Below are 16820 nucleotides of genomic sequence, written 5' to 3'. Positions count from 1 at the left end.
CAGAGAGTTATTGATTTCGAATGCCCAACGCTCATGACGTGCTGTTCAGAACACTCGCCGACCCAAGCCGTCGGGCGATCTTCGAGCGGCTGTGCCGCGAAGGAGAGCAAACGGTCGGGGCGCTGACGGCCCGGGCCGGAATCTCGCAGCCGGCCGTCTCGAAGCATCTTGGCGTTTTGAAACAGGCGGGGTTGGTGCGCGACCGCCACGAAGGCCGCCAGACGCACTACAGCGCGCAACTCGGTGCGCTGGCCCCGCTGATCGACTGGGCGAGCCAGATGCACGGCTTCTGGCAGAACCGGTTCGATAACCTGGAAGACCTGCTCAAACGGATGGACCAATGACAAATACCGCCCCCGAAACGCGCACCGTCGTCGTCGAACGCGAAATGTCGCATCCGCCGGAAAAGCTCTGGCGCGCGCTCACGCAACCCCACTTGATGGAGGAGTGGCTGATGAAGAACGACTTCAAGCCCGTCGTGGGTCACCATTTCAATCTTCGCGGCGATTGGGGTGGCGTGCTGGACTGCGAGGTCCTTGCCATCGAGCCGAACAAGGCGCTGTCGTACACCTGGAATTTCAAGCACGACGATGCGGCTTTCAATCTAGAAAGTGTCGTGACTTTCACGCTGACGCCAACGCCCACAGGCACCCTCCTGCGCATGGAGCAGACCGGTTTCCGGCCGGATCAGAAGCAGGCCTATGGCGGCGCCCTCGCTGGATGGCAGCAATTCTTCGCCAAGCTGGAAGAGCTCGTGGCGCGGACGGATTGAACCGCCGCGTCACGCTCCGGCTCGTCTGCAAAAGTCTGCAAAAGGAGGGCTCATTGAACTGGAACACGTGGATTCGGCAGATTCACCGCTGGCTGTCGATTGCCTTCATGGTGACCGTCGTCGCCAATTTCATTGCCATGGGACTGGGGGAGCCTTCCCCGTGGGTGGTATACTCCCCATTGCCGCCGCTCTTTTTACTGATGTTCACCGGCCTGTACATGTTCGTGCTGCCCTACGCCGCCAAATGGCGCAGTGGCTGACGTACCGGCGACAGGAGCGAACACAATGGCGCAAACGACGTCGAGAAGGCCGGCGAAGATCGCAAAGAAGACCACCGCCAAGCAGGCTACCGCAAAGCCCGTCCTGCTCTCAGGCGGCAATCCTCAGATCGCAAAGGGATACGGCGATGCCCCCGTGCAGGCCTACATCGCGGCCATGCCGGGCTGGAAACGCGACGTCGGGCGCCACCTCGACGCGCTGATCGTCCGCACCGTCCCCGGCGTGCACAAGGCGGTCAAATGGAATACGCCCTTTTATGGCGTCGAGGACCAGGGCGGCTGGTTCCTCGCCTTTCACTGCTTCACGAAGTACGTCAAAGTGACCTTCTTCCGCGGCACATCGCTCCACCCTCTCCCGCCCGGCGAGTCCAAGCACAAGGAAGTGCGCTATCTCGACATCCATGAGGACGGCCTTGACGAAGCGCAGCTTGTTGCCTGGGTGAAGCAAGCGAGCCAATTGCCCGGCGAACGATTGTGAGCGAATGACAACAGCCATGAAGAAAGCAACAATGAAGAAGAGCGGCGCGAGCGAAGGAAAAGGCGGAAGCTCTCCCTCTCGGCACATCGATGCGCGAATCAAGGAGCTGGGCGATTGGCGCGGCGAGATGCTCGCGCGGATTCGAAGCATCATCAAGCAGGCCGATCCCGAAGTGGTCGAGGAGTGGAAGTGGCGCGGCGTTCCGGTGTGGGAGCACGACGGCATCATCTGCACCGGAGAGACCTACAAGGCGGTCGTGAAGATGACCTTCGCGAAGGGCGCCTCGCTGGAAGACCCGTCAGGCCTCTTCAACTCCAGCTTGGAGGGCAACACCCGGCGCGCCATCGATTTCCATGAAGGCGACAAGATCGACGAAAAGGCATTGAAGGCACTCATTCGCGAGGCTGTGGCACTGAACACGTCGAAGCGAGCCGTCGCACGACCCGCCAGCGCTCGGAAGAAATCAAAGAGCGCTTGAGCAAACGAAGGCTAGAGCCTTTTTGGTTCTGATTGAATCAGAACCGGGCTCTAGATTCTTGTTTCGACGCGTTTTCTGACGCGAACCGGTGTCCACTTCGCTGGAAAACGCTATAGCCATCACCGAGGATGAAGCTGCAGCTCCAGCAATGCGAGCCGTTGCAGGACAACCGGGTCACGCTCTCCGCCGTGAGCGGCGCGCAGGATCGCTTCCGCGATCAATTGAACGTGGTGGGAATGGACGGGCTCCGGGAGCGTCGCGACGGCGGCGTCAAGCGCCTGCTCCATCACCGAGATGACCTCGGGCGGGAACGACGCATTTGCAAAATCCTTCATGGCCGGCGGCTAAAAGAAAGCGGTCGCCGATGCGCCATGTAAACGGCACTGCATCGGCAGCCGCTCGAGTTCATGTGTCTATCCCTGACACAGATTGCATAATTTTCCCGAGCTTGAATCGTTCCAATGACGCAAACAGAATCGCTGCGTCCGATCGACCCAAGCGCGGCTGGACCAGCGGCTGGATCGCCGCCACCGCACGATCGGACGCTTCAGACGGCCGGATCCTGATGCAGGTAACGGTCGTCAAACTGCGCCAGTTCCGCGAGCCTTGTTTCGTCGAGCACGCGCACTTGCCCTCTGCTGACGTCGACGATCCCGTCCTCGCGCAGTTGCCTGATGATGCGGTTCGCATGCACCGGCGTGATGCCCAGCGCCTCGCCGATCTGCTCCTGGGTAAGCGGGAATTCGAACGTGGCAGGCTCCGTGCCTCCCCTGACTGCAAGAAGACGCCTGCGAAGTTCGAGCGCGATATGGACAAGCCGGGCCGGTGCCGGCCGCTGTCCAACATTGACGATCCACTCCCGAAATATCGCGGCATCGATCAAGGTATCGCGCCAGAGCACGTCCGCAACATTCGGTCTCGCATGCGTCAGGTCTAGCAGCGAGGCATGACTGATGAACCCTAGCGTCGAGGGGACCAGCGTGGCGAGATCATGATCCATCCTGCGCAGGTGCAAACTCTGAAGGTCGGGAATCTCGCCAGGGATGTGAATCGAGAGAATTTGCCGCTGGCCGGCCTCTGTCGTTTTGGAACGGATACAGAAGCCCTCGATGATCAGACAGCATTCCGACGGACGTTCGCCGTCAGATACGATGGCTCTTGCGCCTTCCCAGTGGCGAACCGCGATCGGAAGCGAACGGATCGCGGCAGTATCAGCCGGATCGAGTTTCGAGACGGTATCGAGCCGCCGCAACAAGCTTGCCAACACCGAATCCCGATTCACGCGCCTGTCCTGTTCGATTGAATGATCTTCTGCCTCTGGGTGAAACGAAACCTGCCCGATGCCGGTTCCAAACAAAGGTTAAGGATGCGGTTGCCGAAACGTGGAAGGGTCGAAGCCAATGAGGAGATCCGTCCATGAAAAAAACGCGCAATCGCAGCCGCCCGGCACTCTCGCTCCAGGAGCGCCTCAAACAAATTGCAGTTCGCGCCCGAGAAAAGGCCGAGAGCTCACCGCCAGGACAGGAGCGTGATCGTTTGATACGGGCGGCGGTCGCGACCGAGTCGGCAGCGGTCATCGAACGCTGGCTGACGTCGCCTGGATTGCAGCGCCCGAAATAGCGCTGCGGTCTTCCGCCCTATCTGGATTTGTCGGCGCAGACGTGAATGACGTACAGCGGATTTGCGAATTCGTCGGTGACTTCCAGTCCTTGCCCGGACATAGCCTCCCATCGAGATCCCGGATGATCTGCCCCGCCGTCACGGTCGCCTCCCGCCAGGCGGCTTGCCGATCGGGCAGTTCCTCGCTTTCTTTATCGAGTTCAGCCCTGTCATGATACACGTTAGTGAAGTCACGCCCCTGCTAAATGTTCCTGCGCCGGAACGCAGTCGCCGGTGCGCGGCGCATGCTTGCGATTGAGCAAGAACAGCGGCGCGCTGTGCGGCCGTCCGCCTCTCTACCCGATATGGAACGAATCGAAAAAAGCCAGCTTGATTCCCCGTTCTGCAGTCCGGGAGTTGTTGATGCGTAACGCCGGCTCGGGTCCGTCGATCGTGCCACATGGTGATGAGCACGACGTCTATATGGTCGAGCATGAATCCCTGGAACACGGCCGGGTCTGGGCAGAAGTCAGTTCCGAGAGCCCGGGATTTGAGCCGGTTGTAATGGACCTGCTCACCGGCCAGTACACCAATCCGATCCGGGTGGTTGCTTTCAACGTCGCTGAGGGGTGGTGTCGTGACGCTTCGGTGGAAGTCGCGCACGAGCTGCGGCGACGCTGCGACCTCCAGCTACGCGACATTCCGTTTTTCCTGCAGGATTTTGTCGATCGCTACGAGGGCCGCTATCAGGACGTCCAGTTGCCGCTGCCGATGCGGCTGTACTAGGAGAACACGACGATCATTCACCCGTGGCACGCCGCGTGGCTTGTTCGGTAGCATCGGCGTGATTGCAGCCCACTCCTTGTCGGTGAGTTCGTAACGCATGATTCGCCCCCACGATAGCGGGCTTGAATCACGGCAAGACAGTCCGGCGCAATGTGGCCCGCCAAGGAGCGGGCCGGATCGCAGCTCGATGGCGGATCGGCGTTAGCGCAATCCGCCATGTCACGACGATTGTAGAAAAGTGGCGGATCACACTTCGCTGATCCGCCTGACGGCCTGCCTAAACGTGCAGAACTGGCGGTGACTTACCATCAGTTACATCACACCACGAGACAGCCCTAGATACGTCGTGCCATCTCTGAGCCTTTCAATAGCTCGGCCAGCGACGATGTAGTCGATGTCACTGGGTGTCAGGCCGATATCCATCAGCTCTCTGTCGCTCAGGTCGTGCAAACTGACTAGCAACCTCTCGCGTTGGCGTCGTTTTCGAAACGCACGCCAATATCCCTGGAGCAAACTCAAGACGCTCCGCGTCGATGCGACTGGTGGTCCAGCCGCTTCCTTTTCCGAGAAAGCGTCTCTCAGCGCTGCGATGGAAGCATCGGGGCACGCCTCGGCCAAAGCATTGCCCGAGGCGTCTTTCACCAAAGCGATGGCGAGGTCGAGGCGGAGCCCTGAGGCATCGCGACCGGTCTCGGATGTGAGGTTCGTCTGTTGGGGTGACATCGGATGCTCCCTGCTGTTATGCCGGCAGGGAGCGTGGCCAAACAAAAGGCCCCGTCCGATGCCGGCGGGGCCTGGTGAAAAGATCGCGTCGTCGAATTCCTAGCGCACGACTCCTTCCACGGCCCAGCGAGAGCGGGTCATGTGTTTGCGGGTCCACGATGCGCACGACGTTTTGATCATGAAGCGTAGCTACCACGGAGATCGCGCAAAATCAAGGGGTGTGCCAGTGCTCCTCGCATCCTGGAGGCGAGCTCTCCTGACGCGAAGTCTGCCTTGGTTCTGAGATCGTCTGGTTGTTTGATACTTATCGAATGCAAGAAGTTGGCTATGTATTAAGCCCGCTTCTGGCCCACGGCCGAACCGCGCTTAAGCCCTTGTGACCGATTGTCAGCGGCAAACCGGGCATCGATCCTTGCTCCCTTCCACCGCCGCCTTTGACCCATTTGAGACATCAAGCCGGCTTGCTTTCCTCTGAAGTTTCGTCACTATCGGCCGCATGACTGTCGTCGTGATCACGTTCGCGAACTTGTGGTGGCGCTCCACTTAGGAGCGGCACGGCTTTGTCATTCACCCAACCGTCGCCGCCGTTCATCGGCTTGCGAGGTTGCTGCATCAACAGTCCGATTGAACGGCGGTTCTTATCTGGAGAACCGCGATGCAACACTCGTCAGCCACCCTCCCTGTTATCTTGACCGGCGACAGAACCACCGGCCCGTTGCACCTGGGGCACTACGTCGGTTCGTTGAAGAACCGCGTCACCCTACAGACGACGCACCAGCAGTACCTGCTGCTGGCGGATGCCCAGGCACTCACGGACAACGCGCACAATCCTGGTCGGCTGCGTGACAATGTCCTAGAGATCGCGACAGACTACCTGGCTGCCGGGATCGACCCGAACCTGACCACGATCTGTCTTCAATCGCATCTCCCGGCACTTGCCGATTTGACCCTGCTGTACATGAACTATGTCACGGTGGCCCGGCTTGAGCGCAACCCAACCATCAAGGACGAAATCCAGGCGCGAGGATTTGGCAGAGACATTCCAGCAGGCTTTCTCTGCTATCCCGTCGCCCAGGCCGCCGACATCACCGGTTTCAAAGCGACGATTGTTCCGGTTGGGGAAGACCAAGCTCCATTGATCGAGCAAACCAATGAGATCGTTCGCCGCATCAATCGCCAAGCTGGTGTTGACGTGTTGCCCGAAGCCCGCGCACTTATTCCTCGCGTCGGACGCCTTCCCGGCATCGACGGCAAAGCCAAAATGAGCAAATCGCAGCGCAACACTATTCAGCTATCAGCCACGGCCGATGAAATACGTAAGGCTGTCCGGCGTATGTTCACTGACCCAAACCATATAAAGGCGTCCGACCCAGGTCGCGTCGAAGGCAACGTGGTTTTCAAGTACCTGGATGCGTTCGACGAAGATCACGTTGCAGTTGAGGATTTGAAGGCACGCTATGTCCGTGGCGGTTTGGGCGACAGCATTGTGAAGAAACGTCTGGATGACGTGCTGCAGGCACTTCTCGCGCCAATCCGAATCCGTCGCCGCGCACTCGCTCGTGATCCCGGCTATCTGCTGCAAGTCGTTAAGCTTGGCACTGCGCGAGCGCGGGAGACAACTGATGCCACTTTGCGCGATGTTCGCGCCGCGCTTGGTCTATTCACATTGAACTAGTCGGATGGGGGCCAAGCCGAGCTTATGTCTGGATTTTGCCCCTCTGCGAAATCGGGCGATGTCCGCTATTCCGCCGCTGTTGAGGGTTGAGCGTCGCTTAATGAGTACACGCCCTAGCCACGGCCCGATCAGCGCAGGAAGCCGTCGCCGCTCTCCTCACAGCTCCACGCGTTGCGGCACTCCTGGGCTCACTCGCTGGTGATGCCGAGAGCGCGGACAAGCTCACCCCGCGCTTGATAATCAATCCCGATCTGGCGCTTGAAATCATCAGGCGTGCCGCCGACGGCGACCATGCCCTGCTTGTCCAGCCATGCGCGCATCGTGTCAGTGGCAAGCACCGCATTCACTTCCTTGTTCAAGGTCGTGATGACAGGCGTCGGGGTCTTCTTCGGCAGCATGAAGCCTATATAGCTGATGATCTTGAACCCTGCGAAGGTTTCGCTGATCGCCGGAACGTTGGGCAGCAACGGGAAGCGCTTCTCCGACGTGACGCCGAGCAGCTTGATCTTGCCGGCCGCAGCCAGCGGCTCCACCGCCGTGGGTGCGCCGAACAGCAGCGGGATCTGCCCACCCAGGAGATCATTCACCGACGCCGCCGTTCCCTTGTAGGGAATGTGGGTCATGGTGAAGCCGCCGTATTTCTGCAGCATCTCGCCGGCGAGGCGGTGCGGCGTCGAGCTGCCGGAGCTGCCGAAACTCAAATTCTGCGTGTTCTGCTTGCCCAGCGCGACCAACTCGGCCACCGAATTCGCCGGCACATTGTTGGCCGCGGCAAGCAAGAGCGGCGACCACGCGACGTTGACGACCGGCTCCATCGCGGTCGAAAGGTCGAAATGGTTGCTGGTGGCGAGGTGCGGATCGATGGTGACCATCGCGTCCGTCACCATCAGGATCGTGTATCCGTCAGGCTCGGCGCGCGCCGCCGCCTGCGCCGCGATCATGCCGTTTGCGCCCGCCTTGTTCTCGATGACGACGGATACTTTGAGGTTCTCGCCGAGTTGCTTGCCGATGGTCCGGGCCAGCGCGTCCGCCTGTCCGCCCGCGGAATAGCCGACCAGGATGGTGATCGCCCGCGACGGGTATGGCTGCGCCGCGGCGCTCGACACGATCGCAACGAGCGCCGCGACGACCGCCGCGCCGAGAATGAATGCCTTCGCTCGAAACAGTGTGTCGGAAATCATGTTCCGCCTCCTCCCTGACCATTGGCGCTATGAAGGCGGTTGGGCCGCTCTTTTTCGTTATTCGCTTCTTGTTGTTCAATTCTATGCAGGCATGCTCGCAGCCGCGCCAAGCACGCCGGCCGCACGCAGATCGGCTATTTCGTGCGCCGAATATCCGGCAGCTTGCAAAATTTCATCGGCGTGCTCGCCGACCCGCGGCGGCTGGCGCGCGAGGCCCGGCCGTTCGCGGGCCTCGCCGAATTCCACCGGCAGCGCCGGAATTCCGACCAGCGGTCCGCCGCCGAAAGCCGACACGGCGGTTGCGAGCAGGCCGCCATTGGCAAGCAGATGCGGATCGGTCGATAATTCGTCGGGCCGCCCGACGCGCGAATAGGCGACCCGCGCCGCCTCGCATTTTTCGAGGATTTCGTGCAGCGGCAGTTTCGTGATCCGCCGCTCCAGTTCGGGGAGCATCCACTCGCGCGCCTCGCAACGATTGGCGTTGCCGACGAGGCTCGGATCATCGCGCCAGTCATCGAAGCCGAACACGTCGCAGAAGCGTTGCCAGTGCCCGTCCGACGTGCAGCCGATGAAGACCTGGCCGCCGTCGGAAGCGGTGAAAACGTCATAGACGCCCCAGGCGTTTTTCCGTGCCGGCATCGGTGGCATCGGCCCGCCGGTAACCGCGCTGCCGACGACGACCGCGCCGAGCATGAAGGTTGCGCTTTCAAACAGCGAACTCGCAACCTTCTGCCCCACCCCGGTGACGTCGCGTTCGCGCAGCGCGGCCAGCGCGGCTACCACGCCGAACACGCCGCCGAGAATGTCGATGACCGGCGCGCCCGCGCGGAGCGGCAACCCCGGCGGGCCGGTCATATAGGCGAGCCCGGACTGCATCTGCACCACTTCATCGAGCGCGCCGCGGTTCTCGTACGGCCCCTTCAGAAATCCTTTCATCGAGAGGTACACAAGACGCGGGTTGATCCGGCGCAGATCCTCCCAACTGCACTTCAGCCGCTCGATCGTTCCCGGGCCAAAATTTTCCAGCACGACATCGGCGTCCTTCACCAGCTGATGCACGATCGCCTGTCCCTCGGGCCGTTTCAGGTCGATCGCGATCGAGCGCTTGTTGCGGTTATAGGTCGCGAAAAAGCCGGCGGCGAAACCCGGCAACCGCCGCGTCGGATCGCCGTCGGCCGGCTCGATCTTCACCACGTCGGCGCCGAGATCGGCAAACAGGACACCCGCGCACGGCCCCATGATGGTGTGACCGAAGTCGAGCACCTTCAGCCCTGCAAGCGGTTTGGAAAAAGTTGTCATGCAGCCGGTCTCCTGAAGGCGGCAAGCGTTCCCGATCGCAGCGCCGCGCTCGGCAGCCGGTGTCCGACGATCCGCTCGGCAAGACGCCCGGCCTCGATCAGCGCCTCGATATTCAGGCCGGTGGAGATGCCCATCTCCTCGCACAACAATGCGAGCTCTTCGGTGGCGATGTTACCCGGCGCGCCGGGTTGCCCGGCAAACGGACAGCCGCCGAGTCCCGCCACCGCCGCATCGAAAGCCGTGACTCCGAGCCGCAGTCCCTCATAGGCGCAGGCGATGCCCTGCCCGCGCGTATCGTGGAGGTGAAGCGCGATCCGCAAATCGTCCCAGCGGTCGCGAACGGCACCGACGGCGGCAGCGACCCGCTTCGGTGTGGCCCAGCCCATGGAATCCGTCAACGCAACGTCGCGCACCTCGATGTCCGCTTCGCGCGCGATGGCGAGCGCGTCCGAAACTGTCGCGACGACCTCTGCCGACGATATGTCACCTGCAAAGTTGCAGCCGAACGCGGCCATGACGATGATCTTGGAGATCGGCACGCCGGCTTCCCGATGCACACGCACGTACCTGCGCATGGCTTCGATCTGTCCGGCGCGGTCGCGGTTGAGATTCCTGATCGCGAACGGCTCGGATGCGCTCAGCGAGATAAACCCGGCAAGGGTGAGCTTCTGCTTGAACGCGAGCGCGCGCTGCAGCCCGCTCTCGTTGAACCACAGGGCGGAGTATTCGACGCCTTCCCGCGCGGTGAACCCTTCGATCACGGCCTCGGCGTCGACCCAACCCGGGACGTGCTTGGGATTGACCAAGGAGGCGATCTGGATCCGGCGAAGCCCGCACGCGGAGAGCGCGTCGATCAGCGCGATTTTGTCGGCAGTCGCGATTGGGCCCGGCTCGATCTGAAAGCCTTCGCGGGGCCCCTCCTCGCTGATGACGACGCTATCAGGCAGGTCCATGCGCCGGCGCTCCTCCGGGTCGTCCTTGTCGATTGCGGGCGAGCTTGCCTTGCGCCTCGGTATCTGACAAATATAATATGAAGATCATTATGTTCTAATAATTCGATGGCAGGGAGCGGTTCTATGGCGCTCGGATTGCGGCAGCTTCGCTATTTCATCGCCATCGCCGACGCCGGCGTGCTGTCGCGGGCCGCGGAGGCGCTCAACGTCGCCCAGTCGGCACTGAGCCATCACGTCGCCGCACTCGAAACCGATCTGGGCGTCAAGCTGCTGGAGCGCAGGCCGCGCGGGATCGCGCTGACCGAGGCTGGCCGGCGGCTTTACGAGCACGCCAGCGCCGTGCTGTCGGCGCTCTGCAAGGCAGAAGAGGATGTGCGAACTTTCAATGAGGCCGCGACCGGTCCGGTTTGTCTCGGCCTCAGCCATACCGCGATCTCCATGGTCGCGCTCGACGTCATGAAGGCGGTGCGAACAAATTTCCCAGGCGTACACCTGACGGTCGTCGAGGCGCTGTCGCCGGCGCTGATCGAGCGCGTCTTCTCAGGGACAGTCGATCTCGCGCTCGCCTATAATCCGCCCCGGGATGCCCGCCTGGACGTCGAATGGCTGCAGGACGAAGATCTCTATCTCGTCGGGCATCCGGGTCTGATCGGCAAATCTTCCAGTCCGATCGCCTTCTCCGCCATCCCGCAACGAAGCGTGGTTGGACTGACGCCGATGCCGGCTTCGCGGGCCATCATCCAGACCCAGGTTCTGCGCAATCAGATCACGCCGAGCGAAACGCTCGAAGTCGATTCGTTGTCGGCATTGCGAATGGCGCTCGAGGCTGGTTTAGGATGCGCGATCCTCTCCCGCGCAACCGTTCTCGCCGACTTGGCGGCGGAGAAATATCACGCACGCCGCATCATCGATCCGCCGCTGACGCGCTCGTGCGCTTTGGTTTCGCTCGCGGACCGTCCGCAAACAAAAGCCTTTCTCGAGGTACGCAAGACAATGGTCGAGGTGGTCCGCTCAGCGGTCAGCGCAGGGCGATGGCCGGCGAAGGGAAACGGCCGACGGAGCAAGCGCGCCGCGAACTAGGTTCAGGACACTCTGCAACACGAGTGCTTCCCCTCGCGAAATTATCCGGGCGGCATCCGCTCGAATTTCTGCAACGAAGGATCCATCGTGTCCCACGCATGGCCGCGGATGCCGTACGTGATCAGTTGTGGATTGAACCGGCTTGGGTCGTCCAGGCTGGTCGCGTGGACCGCTATCGGTTCCGGGTTGGCGACGAATGTCAGATAGACCGGCGTTCCACAGGTCGGGCAGAAGGCGTGGACCTTTTCATTCCCGTTGTCGTCCGCCACCCGCCATTCTTTCGCTTCGCCCGTAATTGCCACATCGGCTCGCCGGGGGAAGACCAGGTAGGATCCATGCCCCGTGCCGCTTCGTTTCTGGCAATCGCGGCATTGGCAGTGGCTCTCGACGAGAGGTTCGCTGCTCGTCTCAAAACGGATCGCGCCGCAGGCACACCCGCCGATAAAGGGCTTGGTCATGGTCATTCTCCTGCTTCTGATTGACCGGCAAGGGATCAGGCCGATTTCGGCTTGGCGAAGACGTCGAGGCCGTGGCCGGTTTCCAGCAAGGATTTCAGGCTGGCGAGCACGACCGGCCAACCTTTCTTGATGCCGTTCGCCATCCCGCTGCCGGCTACGAGTTCGTCATGTGTGACCGTCAGCCGGACCATGTCCTCGTATTCCTCGGTCTCGAACGTCACCCGGCTGTAGGCGGAAGGATCGGAGGCCTGCGACGCATTCGCCCAGGTGATGACAAGACGGGTTGGTGGCGAGACCTCGACGACCTTGCCGACCAGTTCGACGCTCCGTTGATCATTGGCGCGAACATGCTCCCATTTCGATCCGGGATTCCAGTCAGAGACGTTTTCGTGGCCCCAGTATCGCCTTGCGATCTCCGGCTTTGTGATGGCCTCGAACACCTTCTCCGGCGTCGAGCGAATATAGGTCACGTAGACAAAGCTGGTCGTCTCTTTGGTCATCGTCATTCTCCTTCGAGTTCTTTCTTCAGATCGTGCAGCAGGCTGAGCCGCTGTCGTTCGAATTTCCGCACCCACCGCTCGTAGACCTCATGAAGCGGCACCGGGTTGATGAAGTGCAGCTTCTCCCGGCCGCGCCTGACCGTGCTCACCAGATTGGCCGCCTCCAGGATTTCGAGGTGCTGCGTGGCGGATTGCCGGGCCATGTCCAAGTTTTCGCAAAGCTGCCCAAGCGTCTGCCCGTTCTTCTCACAGAGAAGATCAAGCAGCTTTCTGCGTGTCGGGTCGCCCAGCGCTTTGAAAACCTTGTCGGCCTGCATGGTCTCACTCTATGAAGAACACAATATGCAGGTAAATACCTGCATGTCAAGCAACAGCCAAGCCCGTCCAGCAAGTCATTCGTCACCTTGCTGTGATTAGGGACGGACGATCAGGACGATTGATCGGCGGACGCGGTGTCAGCGCGCTGACGCGATCGCGCTTCTGCCGCCTGGATCGCGCGCCAGATGCGCGAAGGCGTTGCGGGCATGTCGAGATGACGCACGCCGAGCGGCGCCAGTGCGTTCATCACGGCGTTCATGATGGTGGCAGGTGCCGCGATGGCGCCGGCCTGACCGCTTCCCTTGACGCCGAGCCGGTTGGCACGGCTTGGAAAATCAGGCGTGAGGTCGCCCTCGAACGCGGGAAGATCGCCCGCACGCGGCAGCGCATAATCCATCAACGAGCCCGACAGAATCTGTCCTGTCTCCGCATCGAACAGCGCGTGCTCGAATAGCGCCTGCCCGATGCCTTGCGCGACGCCGCCATGCACCTGCCCCAGCGTCTGGCGGGGATCGAGCAGGCGGCCGTAATCATCAAAGATGACGTAGCGATCGAGCCTCACCTCGCCGGTCTCGGGGTCGATCTCGACCTCCGCGACATGGCAGCCGTTGGGAAACGTGTAGCGGTCGCACAGATGAGTGGCTCTGTGCGCCAGCCCCGGTGCTACGTCGTCGCCGGCTAGCTGATAGGAAGCGCGCGCCACCTCATCGAGGCTGATCTCCTGCCCGGTCGCGGCCACACGCAACATGCCTGCTTCATACTGAACCGCATCCACGCCGGCCTGCAGCAGGCGCGCGGCAAGCCGCCGCGCATTCTCGATCAAGCCTTCCGCCGCCATCAACAGCGCGGTGCCGCCCTGGTGCATAGAGCGCGCTCCGCCATGGCCGCCGCCACTATCCAGATCGTCCGTATCGCCCTGCCGAAACCGGAAGCGCTCCAGCGGAAGGCCGAGCGCGTCGGCTGCGATCCGGGCGTAGGTGGTCTCGTGGCCCTGGCCACTGGAATGCGTGCCGACCTTCAGGTCGATCAGGCCGTCCTCACCGAACTGTACTTCCGCCACTTCGTTGGGCTGGCCGCGCGCGGTCTCGAGAAAGCAGGCAAGCCCGAGGCCGCGCAGCCGGCCCAGCTTGCGTGATCTTCTCTGGCGCGCCTTGAATCCCTCCGCGGCAGTGGCGGCGTGATCGATGGCGTGGGCAAAGCTGCCCTGCTCGACCGAAAGCCCCATCGCGCTGCTGTAAGGGAAGCGACGCATGATGTTCTTGCGCCGCAGTTTCAGCGCATCCATCCCGAGCTGATGGGCCGCGATATCGATGCAGCGCTCGATCAGATAATTTGCCTCCGGCTTGCCGGCGCCGCGATAGGCATCGATCGGCGTCGTATTGGTGAACACGCCCTTGGTCTCGAACGCGATCAGCGGAATATCGTAGACGCCACCCATCGCGCTTGCCATCGCCATGGTCGGCACGGCCGGCGCCACCGTCGAGACATAGGCGCCGAGATTGGCGAACACCCTGGTGTCGAGCGCCAGGAAGCGGCCATCGCGATCGAGCGCCAGGCGGGCCCGAACGATGCTGTCGCGGCCATGCGCGGAGCCGGTAAAATCCTCGCCGCGATCGCCGATCCAGGTGACGGGACGGCCGAGGCGGCGCGCCGCCCACAGCACCAGCACCCACTCCGGATAGAGCACGTTCTTCATCCCGAAGCCGCCGCCGACGTCGGGAATGTTGACGCGAAGTTTTTCTCTGCCGATGCGAAAGACTCGGTCGGCGAGCAGGTCGCGGATCGCATGCGCGCCGGCGGCCGAGGCGGTCAGGTGCAGCCGGCCGCTCGCGGCATCGAACCGCCCTATCGCACCGCGTGTCTCCAACGGCGCGGCGACGACGCGGTTGTTGACCAACTCGCATTCCACGACGTGGGCGGCACCGCGGATCGCCGCTTCCACCGGACCGATCTCGCCGCGGTTGAACTGGAACGCGATGTTGCCCACAGCCTCCGGCCAGATCGACGGGGCATCCGGCAGAATCGCCGCTGCGATCGCGACCACCGGCGGTAGCGGCTCATAGTCGACGACGACGGCCTCGGCGGCATCGCGCGCGGCCTCAGTGGTTTCCGCAACCACGAACGCGACCGGCTCGCCGACATGGCGCACCACGCCGCGCGCCAGCGCGTGATAGGGCGGCACCACGAGCGGCGTGGTCATCGGGATGCTGGTCACCGCGCACGGCAACGGGCCGATATCGTCGGATGCCAATTCGGCTCCCGTGAGCACGGCCGCGACGCCGGGCATCCTGCGCGCCGCATCGACGCTGATCGCGGTGATGCGCGCATGCGCATGCGGCGAGCGAACGACGACGCCATGAAGCGCCTCTCGCGACGCGAGATCGGCGACGTAGCGCCCGCGTCCCTGCACGAAGCGCACGTCTTCAAGGCGATCGAGGCTGCGCCCCAATAACGGTTCGGTCATGTGAAGCTGTATGGAATTAGGCGGCGGCAAAGGCAATCGGAAGCCCTCGTCAGGCTGCTCGGCATCGGGCCAGATTCAAAATTATCAATGAAATCAAGGCGGTCCGTCAGGACCATTGCGCAGGGAATGCCGGGCGTTCCGGCGCGACCGCAATGGCGACCGCCTGGTTACGGGCTGCGGGCGCACCGTGCACCCGGCAGCCTTCCGTTTTCATCTGATACAATGACCGTGCCGATCTCGCCATCCATGCCGCGAGATCGCAAGGCCCTTGCCTACGCCGTCGCCGAGTGCTCCGCGCCCTGCAGCTTGCGCTTGCGCCAGACCGCTCCTGCCAGCAGCACCACGGCGATGCCGATGAGTCCAAGGATCACCTCTCCGCCATGACCGCCATTGGCGAAGTGCGGCGCCATGCCGAGCGATTTGAGCATTCCATCGAGGCCGACACCGACCGGACCGTTGAAGAATGCGTGCAGAGACGGTTGCAGCGCCGGGTCGGTCGCCATCACCTCACCCGCGACCCAGCCCAGCAAGCCTGCACCGGCCCACACCAGCGCGGGAAGACGCGTCAGCAACGCCATGATCAGCGCAGCACCCGCGACGATCAAGGGAACGCTGATGGCAAGGCCGATGACGAGCAGCGCGATGCTGCCATTGGCGGCCGCGGCGACCGCGATGACGTTGTCGAGGCTCATGACGATGTCGGCGATCGCAACGATCTGCACCGCTGCCCACAGATGCGCAGCCGCTTCCGTGTCGCTCTCGTCCTCGTGTTCCGGCACCAGGAGCTTTGCCGCGATGAAGAGCAGCGCCAATCCGCCGACCAGCTTGAGGAACGGCAGCGCCATCAGCGTCACGACGATGCCGGTGAAGATGATGCGCAGCAGCACGGCAACGCCGGCGCCAAGAATCATGCCCCAGAACTTCTGGCGCGGCGGCAAGCTGCGGCAGGCCATCGCGATGACAAGCGCGTTGTCACCCGACAGCAGGATGTTGATCCACATGATCTTGCCGAGCGCGACCCAGAAGGCCGGTGTCTGCATCTCGGCGTGGAACTGGGTGAAGAACGCAGAAATCGTCGCAGGATCGAAGATTTGCAAGAGCCAGTTCACAGCGTTTCCCCCCAGGCCTCTTCAGCCGTTGCGCGCGGCTATTGCGGCCGCTCTTCCAATCGATTAGCCGACGATTTCGTTACCGGAAAAGAACTGCGCGATCTCGATCGCGGCAGTGTCCGGCGCGTCCGAACCATGCACCGAGTTCTCGCCGATCGACTTCGCGTGGACCTTGCGGATCGTACCCTCCGCCGCCTTCGACGGATCGGTGGCCCCCATGACGTCGCGGTATTTGGCGATAGCGCCCTCGCCTTCCAGCACCTGCACGACGACCGGGCCGGAGGTCATGAAGTCGACCAGCTCGCCGAAGAATGGACGCGCCTTGTGAACGGCATAGAAGGTTTCCGCCTGTTCGCGGGTCATGCGAATGCGCTTCTGGGCGACGATCCGCAGGCCGGCCTTCTCGATCAACGCGTTGACGGCGCCGGTCAGATTGCGCGCGGTCGCGTCCGGCTTGATGATCGAGAAAGTGCGTTCAGTCGCCATCGTTTACATCCTTGCAAAACACGCTGATTTGGAGAGTTGCGGGGGCTTATATCGGCGCCACCTCGCGACGGCAAGCGACCCTGTGACGCGCCTGCCCCCCATTTTGGGCGCCTTTTCGTGCGGCACGTCACCCCGCAGGGGCAAAGATTACCGCAATTTCAGGGAGGTGAACCCACTCTGTAA

General features: G+C 62.3%; 22 protein-coding genes and 1 pseudogene. 9 read left to right on the top strand and 14 right to left on the bottom strand.

Annotated elements, in window-relative coordinates:
* The first annotated feature begins 20 nt into the window (after nt 1-20).
* From V1290_RS34610 to V1290_RS34590, 5 genes are read left to right on the top strand one after another with little or no spacing between them, the layout of a single operon-like run.
* Nucleotides 21-344, top strand: a complete 324-nt coding sequence (locus V1290_RS34610) for an ArsR/SmtB family transcription factor (RefSeq protein ID WP_213247700.1) — start codon at nt 21-23, stop codon at nt 342-344.
* Complete coding sequence (locus tag V1290_RS34605; RefSeq protein WP_334368512.1) at nt 341-772, top strand: SRPBCC family protein; 432 nt, start codon at nt 341-343, stop codon at nt 770-772. The genes V1290_RS34610 and V1290_RS34605 overlap by 4 nt, the downstream gene beginning before the upstream one ends.
* A 53-nt stretch (nt 773-825) precedes the next feature.
* Nucleotides 826-1032 (top strand): hypothetical protein, encoded by a 207-nt coding sequence (locus V1290_RS34600; RefSeq protein WP_334368511.1) that lies wholly within the window; start codon nt 826-828, stop codon nt 1030-1032.
* A 25-nt stretch (nt 1033-1057) separates the two neighbouring features.
* Nucleotides 1058-1528, top strand: a complete 471-nt coding sequence (locus tag V1290_RS34595) for a DUF1801 domain-containing protein (protein ID WP_334368510.1) — start codon at nt 1058-1060, stop codon at nt 1526-1528.
* A 16-nt stretch (nt 1529-1544) separates the two neighbouring features.
* On the top strand, nt 1545-2006 hold the full coding sequence (locus tag V1290_RS34590; protein WP_334368509.1) for a DUF1801 domain-containing protein: 462 nt from the start codon (nt 1545-1547) through the stop codon (nt 2004-2006).
* A gap of 119 nt (nt 2007-2125) precedes the next feature.
* Here V1290_RS34590 and V1290_RS34585 read toward each other — a convergent pair whose 3' ends face one another.
* Nucleotides 2126-2341, bottom strand: a complete 216-nt coding sequence (locus V1290_RS34585; protein ID WP_334368508.1) for a hypothetical protein — start codon at nt 2339-2341, stop codon at nt 2126-2128.
* Nucleotides 2342-2553: 212 nt separating this feature from the next.
* On the bottom strand, nt 2554-3288 hold the full coding sequence (locus V1290_RS34580) for a Crp/Fnr family transcriptional regulator (RefSeq protein WP_334368507.1): 735 nt from the start codon (nt 3286-3288) through the stop codon (nt 2554-2556).
* Nucleotides 3289-3422: 134 nt separating this feature from the next.
* On the opposite strand from V1290_RS34580, the gene V1290_RS34575 reads away from it, so the two are divergent.
* The gene (locus V1290_RS34575; RefSeq protein WP_334368506.1) at nt 3423-3626 is read left to right on the top strand and encodes a hypothetical protein; all 204 of its coding nucleotides are present in this window, start codon (nt 3423-3425) and stop codon (nt 3624-3626) included.
* Here the strand turns inward: V1290_RS34575 and V1290_RS36660 are convergent.
* Complete coding sequence (locus V1290_RS36660; RefSeq protein WP_442895034.1) at nt 3580-3846, bottom strand: DUF6894 family protein; 267 nt, start codon at nt 3844-3846, stop codon at nt 3580-3582. The genes V1290_RS34575 and V1290_RS36660 overlap by 47 nt on opposite strands.
* Before the next feature lie 74 nt (nt 3847-3920).
* On the opposite strand from V1290_RS36660, the gene V1290_RS34570 reads away from it, so the two are divergent.
* Nucleotides 3921-4391 carry a hypothetical protein gene (locus V1290_RS34570; protein WP_334369298.1) on the top strand — a complete coding sequence of 157 codons (471 nt, stop codon included), beginning with the start codon at nt 3921-3923 and terminating at the stop codon, nt 4389-4391.
* On the opposite strand, the pseudogene V1290_RS34565 reads toward V1290_RS34570, so the two are convergent.
* Nucleotides 4392-4490, bottom strand: a pseudogene (locus V1290_RS34565) (IS5/IS1182 family transposase); the annotation flags it as partial. It lies immediately after the preceding gene.
* Between the two features lie 213 nt (nt 4491-4703).
* Nucleotides 4704-5114: a DUF1127 domain-containing protein gene (locus V1290_RS34560; protein WP_334368505.1), complete on the bottom strand. Its 411-nt coding sequence runs from the start codon at nt 5112-5114 to the stop codon at nt 4704-4706.
* Between the two features lie 655 nt (nt 5115-5769).
* Here V1290_RS34560 and trpS point away from each other — a divergent pair.
* Nucleotides 5770-6789, top strand: coding sequence for a tryptophan--tRNA ligase (gene trpS, locus V1290_RS34555; protein WP_334368504.1), 1020 nt, complete (start codon nt 5770-5772; stop codon nt 6787-6789).
* A gap of 188 nt (nt 6790-6977) precedes the next feature.
* Here trpS and V1290_RS34550 read toward each other — a convergent pair whose 3' ends face one another.
* From V1290_RS34550 to V1290_RS34540, 3 genes are all read right to left on the bottom strand, one after another.
* Entirely contained in the window at nt 6978-7970 is a 993-nt protein-coding gene (locus V1290_RS34550) for a Bug family tripartite tricarboxylate transporter substrate binding protein (RefSeq protein ID WP_334368503.1), read from the bottom strand.
* A gap of 81 nt (nt 7971-8051) precedes the next feature.
* Complete coding sequence (locus tag V1290_RS34545; RefSeq protein ID WP_334368502.1) at nt 8052-9269, bottom strand: CaiB/BaiF CoA transferase family protein; 1218 nt, start codon at nt 9267-9269, stop codon at nt 8052-8054.
* Nucleotides 9266-10222, bottom strand: a complete 957-nt coding sequence (locus tag V1290_RS34540; RefSeq protein ID WP_334368500.1) for a hydroxymethylglutaryl-CoA lyase — start codon at nt 10220-10222, stop codon at nt 9266-9268. Before V1290_RS34540 ends, V1290_RS34545 begins: the two co-directional genes overlap by 4 nt.
* A 123-nt stretch (nt 10223-10345) precedes the next feature.
* Between V1290_RS34540 and V1290_RS34535 the strand changes: the two genes are divergently transcribed.
* Nucleotides 10346-11302 (top strand): LysR family transcriptional regulator, encoded by a 957-nt coding sequence (locus V1290_RS34535; protein WP_334368499.1) that lies wholly within the window; start codon nt 10346-10348, stop codon nt 11300-11302.
* Nucleotides 11303-11343: 41 nt separating this feature from the next.
* On the opposite strand, the gene V1290_RS34530 is transcribed toward V1290_RS34535, so the two are convergent.
* From V1290_RS34530 to ndk, 6 genes are all read right to left on the bottom strand, one after another.
* Nucleotides 11344-11760, bottom strand: coding sequence for a GFA family protein (locus tag V1290_RS34530; RefSeq protein ID WP_334368497.1), 417 nt, complete (start codon nt 11758-11760; stop codon nt 11344-11346).
* 35 nt (nt 11761-11795) lie between these two features.
* The gene (locus V1290_RS34525; RefSeq protein WP_334368496.1) at nt 11796-12260 is read right to left on the bottom strand and encodes an SRPBCC family protein; all 465 of its coding nucleotides are present in this window, start codon (nt 12258-12260) and stop codon (nt 11796-11798) included.
* 2 nt (nt 12261-12262) lie between these two features.
* Nucleotides 12263-12577 (bottom strand): ArsR/SmtB family transcription factor, encoded by a 315-nt coding sequence (locus V1290_RS34520; protein WP_028346460.1) that lies wholly within the window; start codon nt 12575-12577, stop codon nt 12263-12265.
* Nucleotides 12578-12687: 110 nt separating this feature from the next.
* Entirely contained in the window at nt 12688-15042 is a 2355-nt protein-coding gene (locus tag V1290_RS34515) for a xanthine dehydrogenase family protein molybdopterin-binding subunit (protein WP_334368493.1), read from the bottom strand.
* 272 nt (nt 15043-15314) lie between these two features.
* Nucleotides 15315-16151 (bottom strand): TerC family protein, encoded by an 837-nt coding sequence (locus V1290_RS34510; RefSeq protein ID WP_334368492.1) that lies wholly within the window; start codon nt 16149-16151, stop codon nt 15315-15317.
* A 63-nt stretch (nt 16152-16214) separates the two neighbouring features.
* Nucleotides 16215-16637 carry a nucleoside-diphosphate kinase gene (ndk, locus tag V1290_RS34505; RefSeq protein WP_334368491.1) on the bottom strand — a complete coding sequence of 141 codons (423 nt, stop codon included), beginning with the start codon at nt 16635-16637 and terminating at the stop codon, nt 16215-16217.
* Nucleotides 16638-16820: the final 183 nt, after the last annotated feature.

The organism is Bradyrhizobium sp. AZCC 1578 (assembly GCF_036924675.1).
Classification (GTDB): Bacteria; Pseudomonadota; Alphaproteobacteria; order Rhizobiales; family Xanthobacteraceae; genus Bradyrhizobium.
The sequence above is the reverse complement of the archived record's forward strand: the minus strand, read 5'-3'. Positions and strand labels throughout refer to the sequence as shown.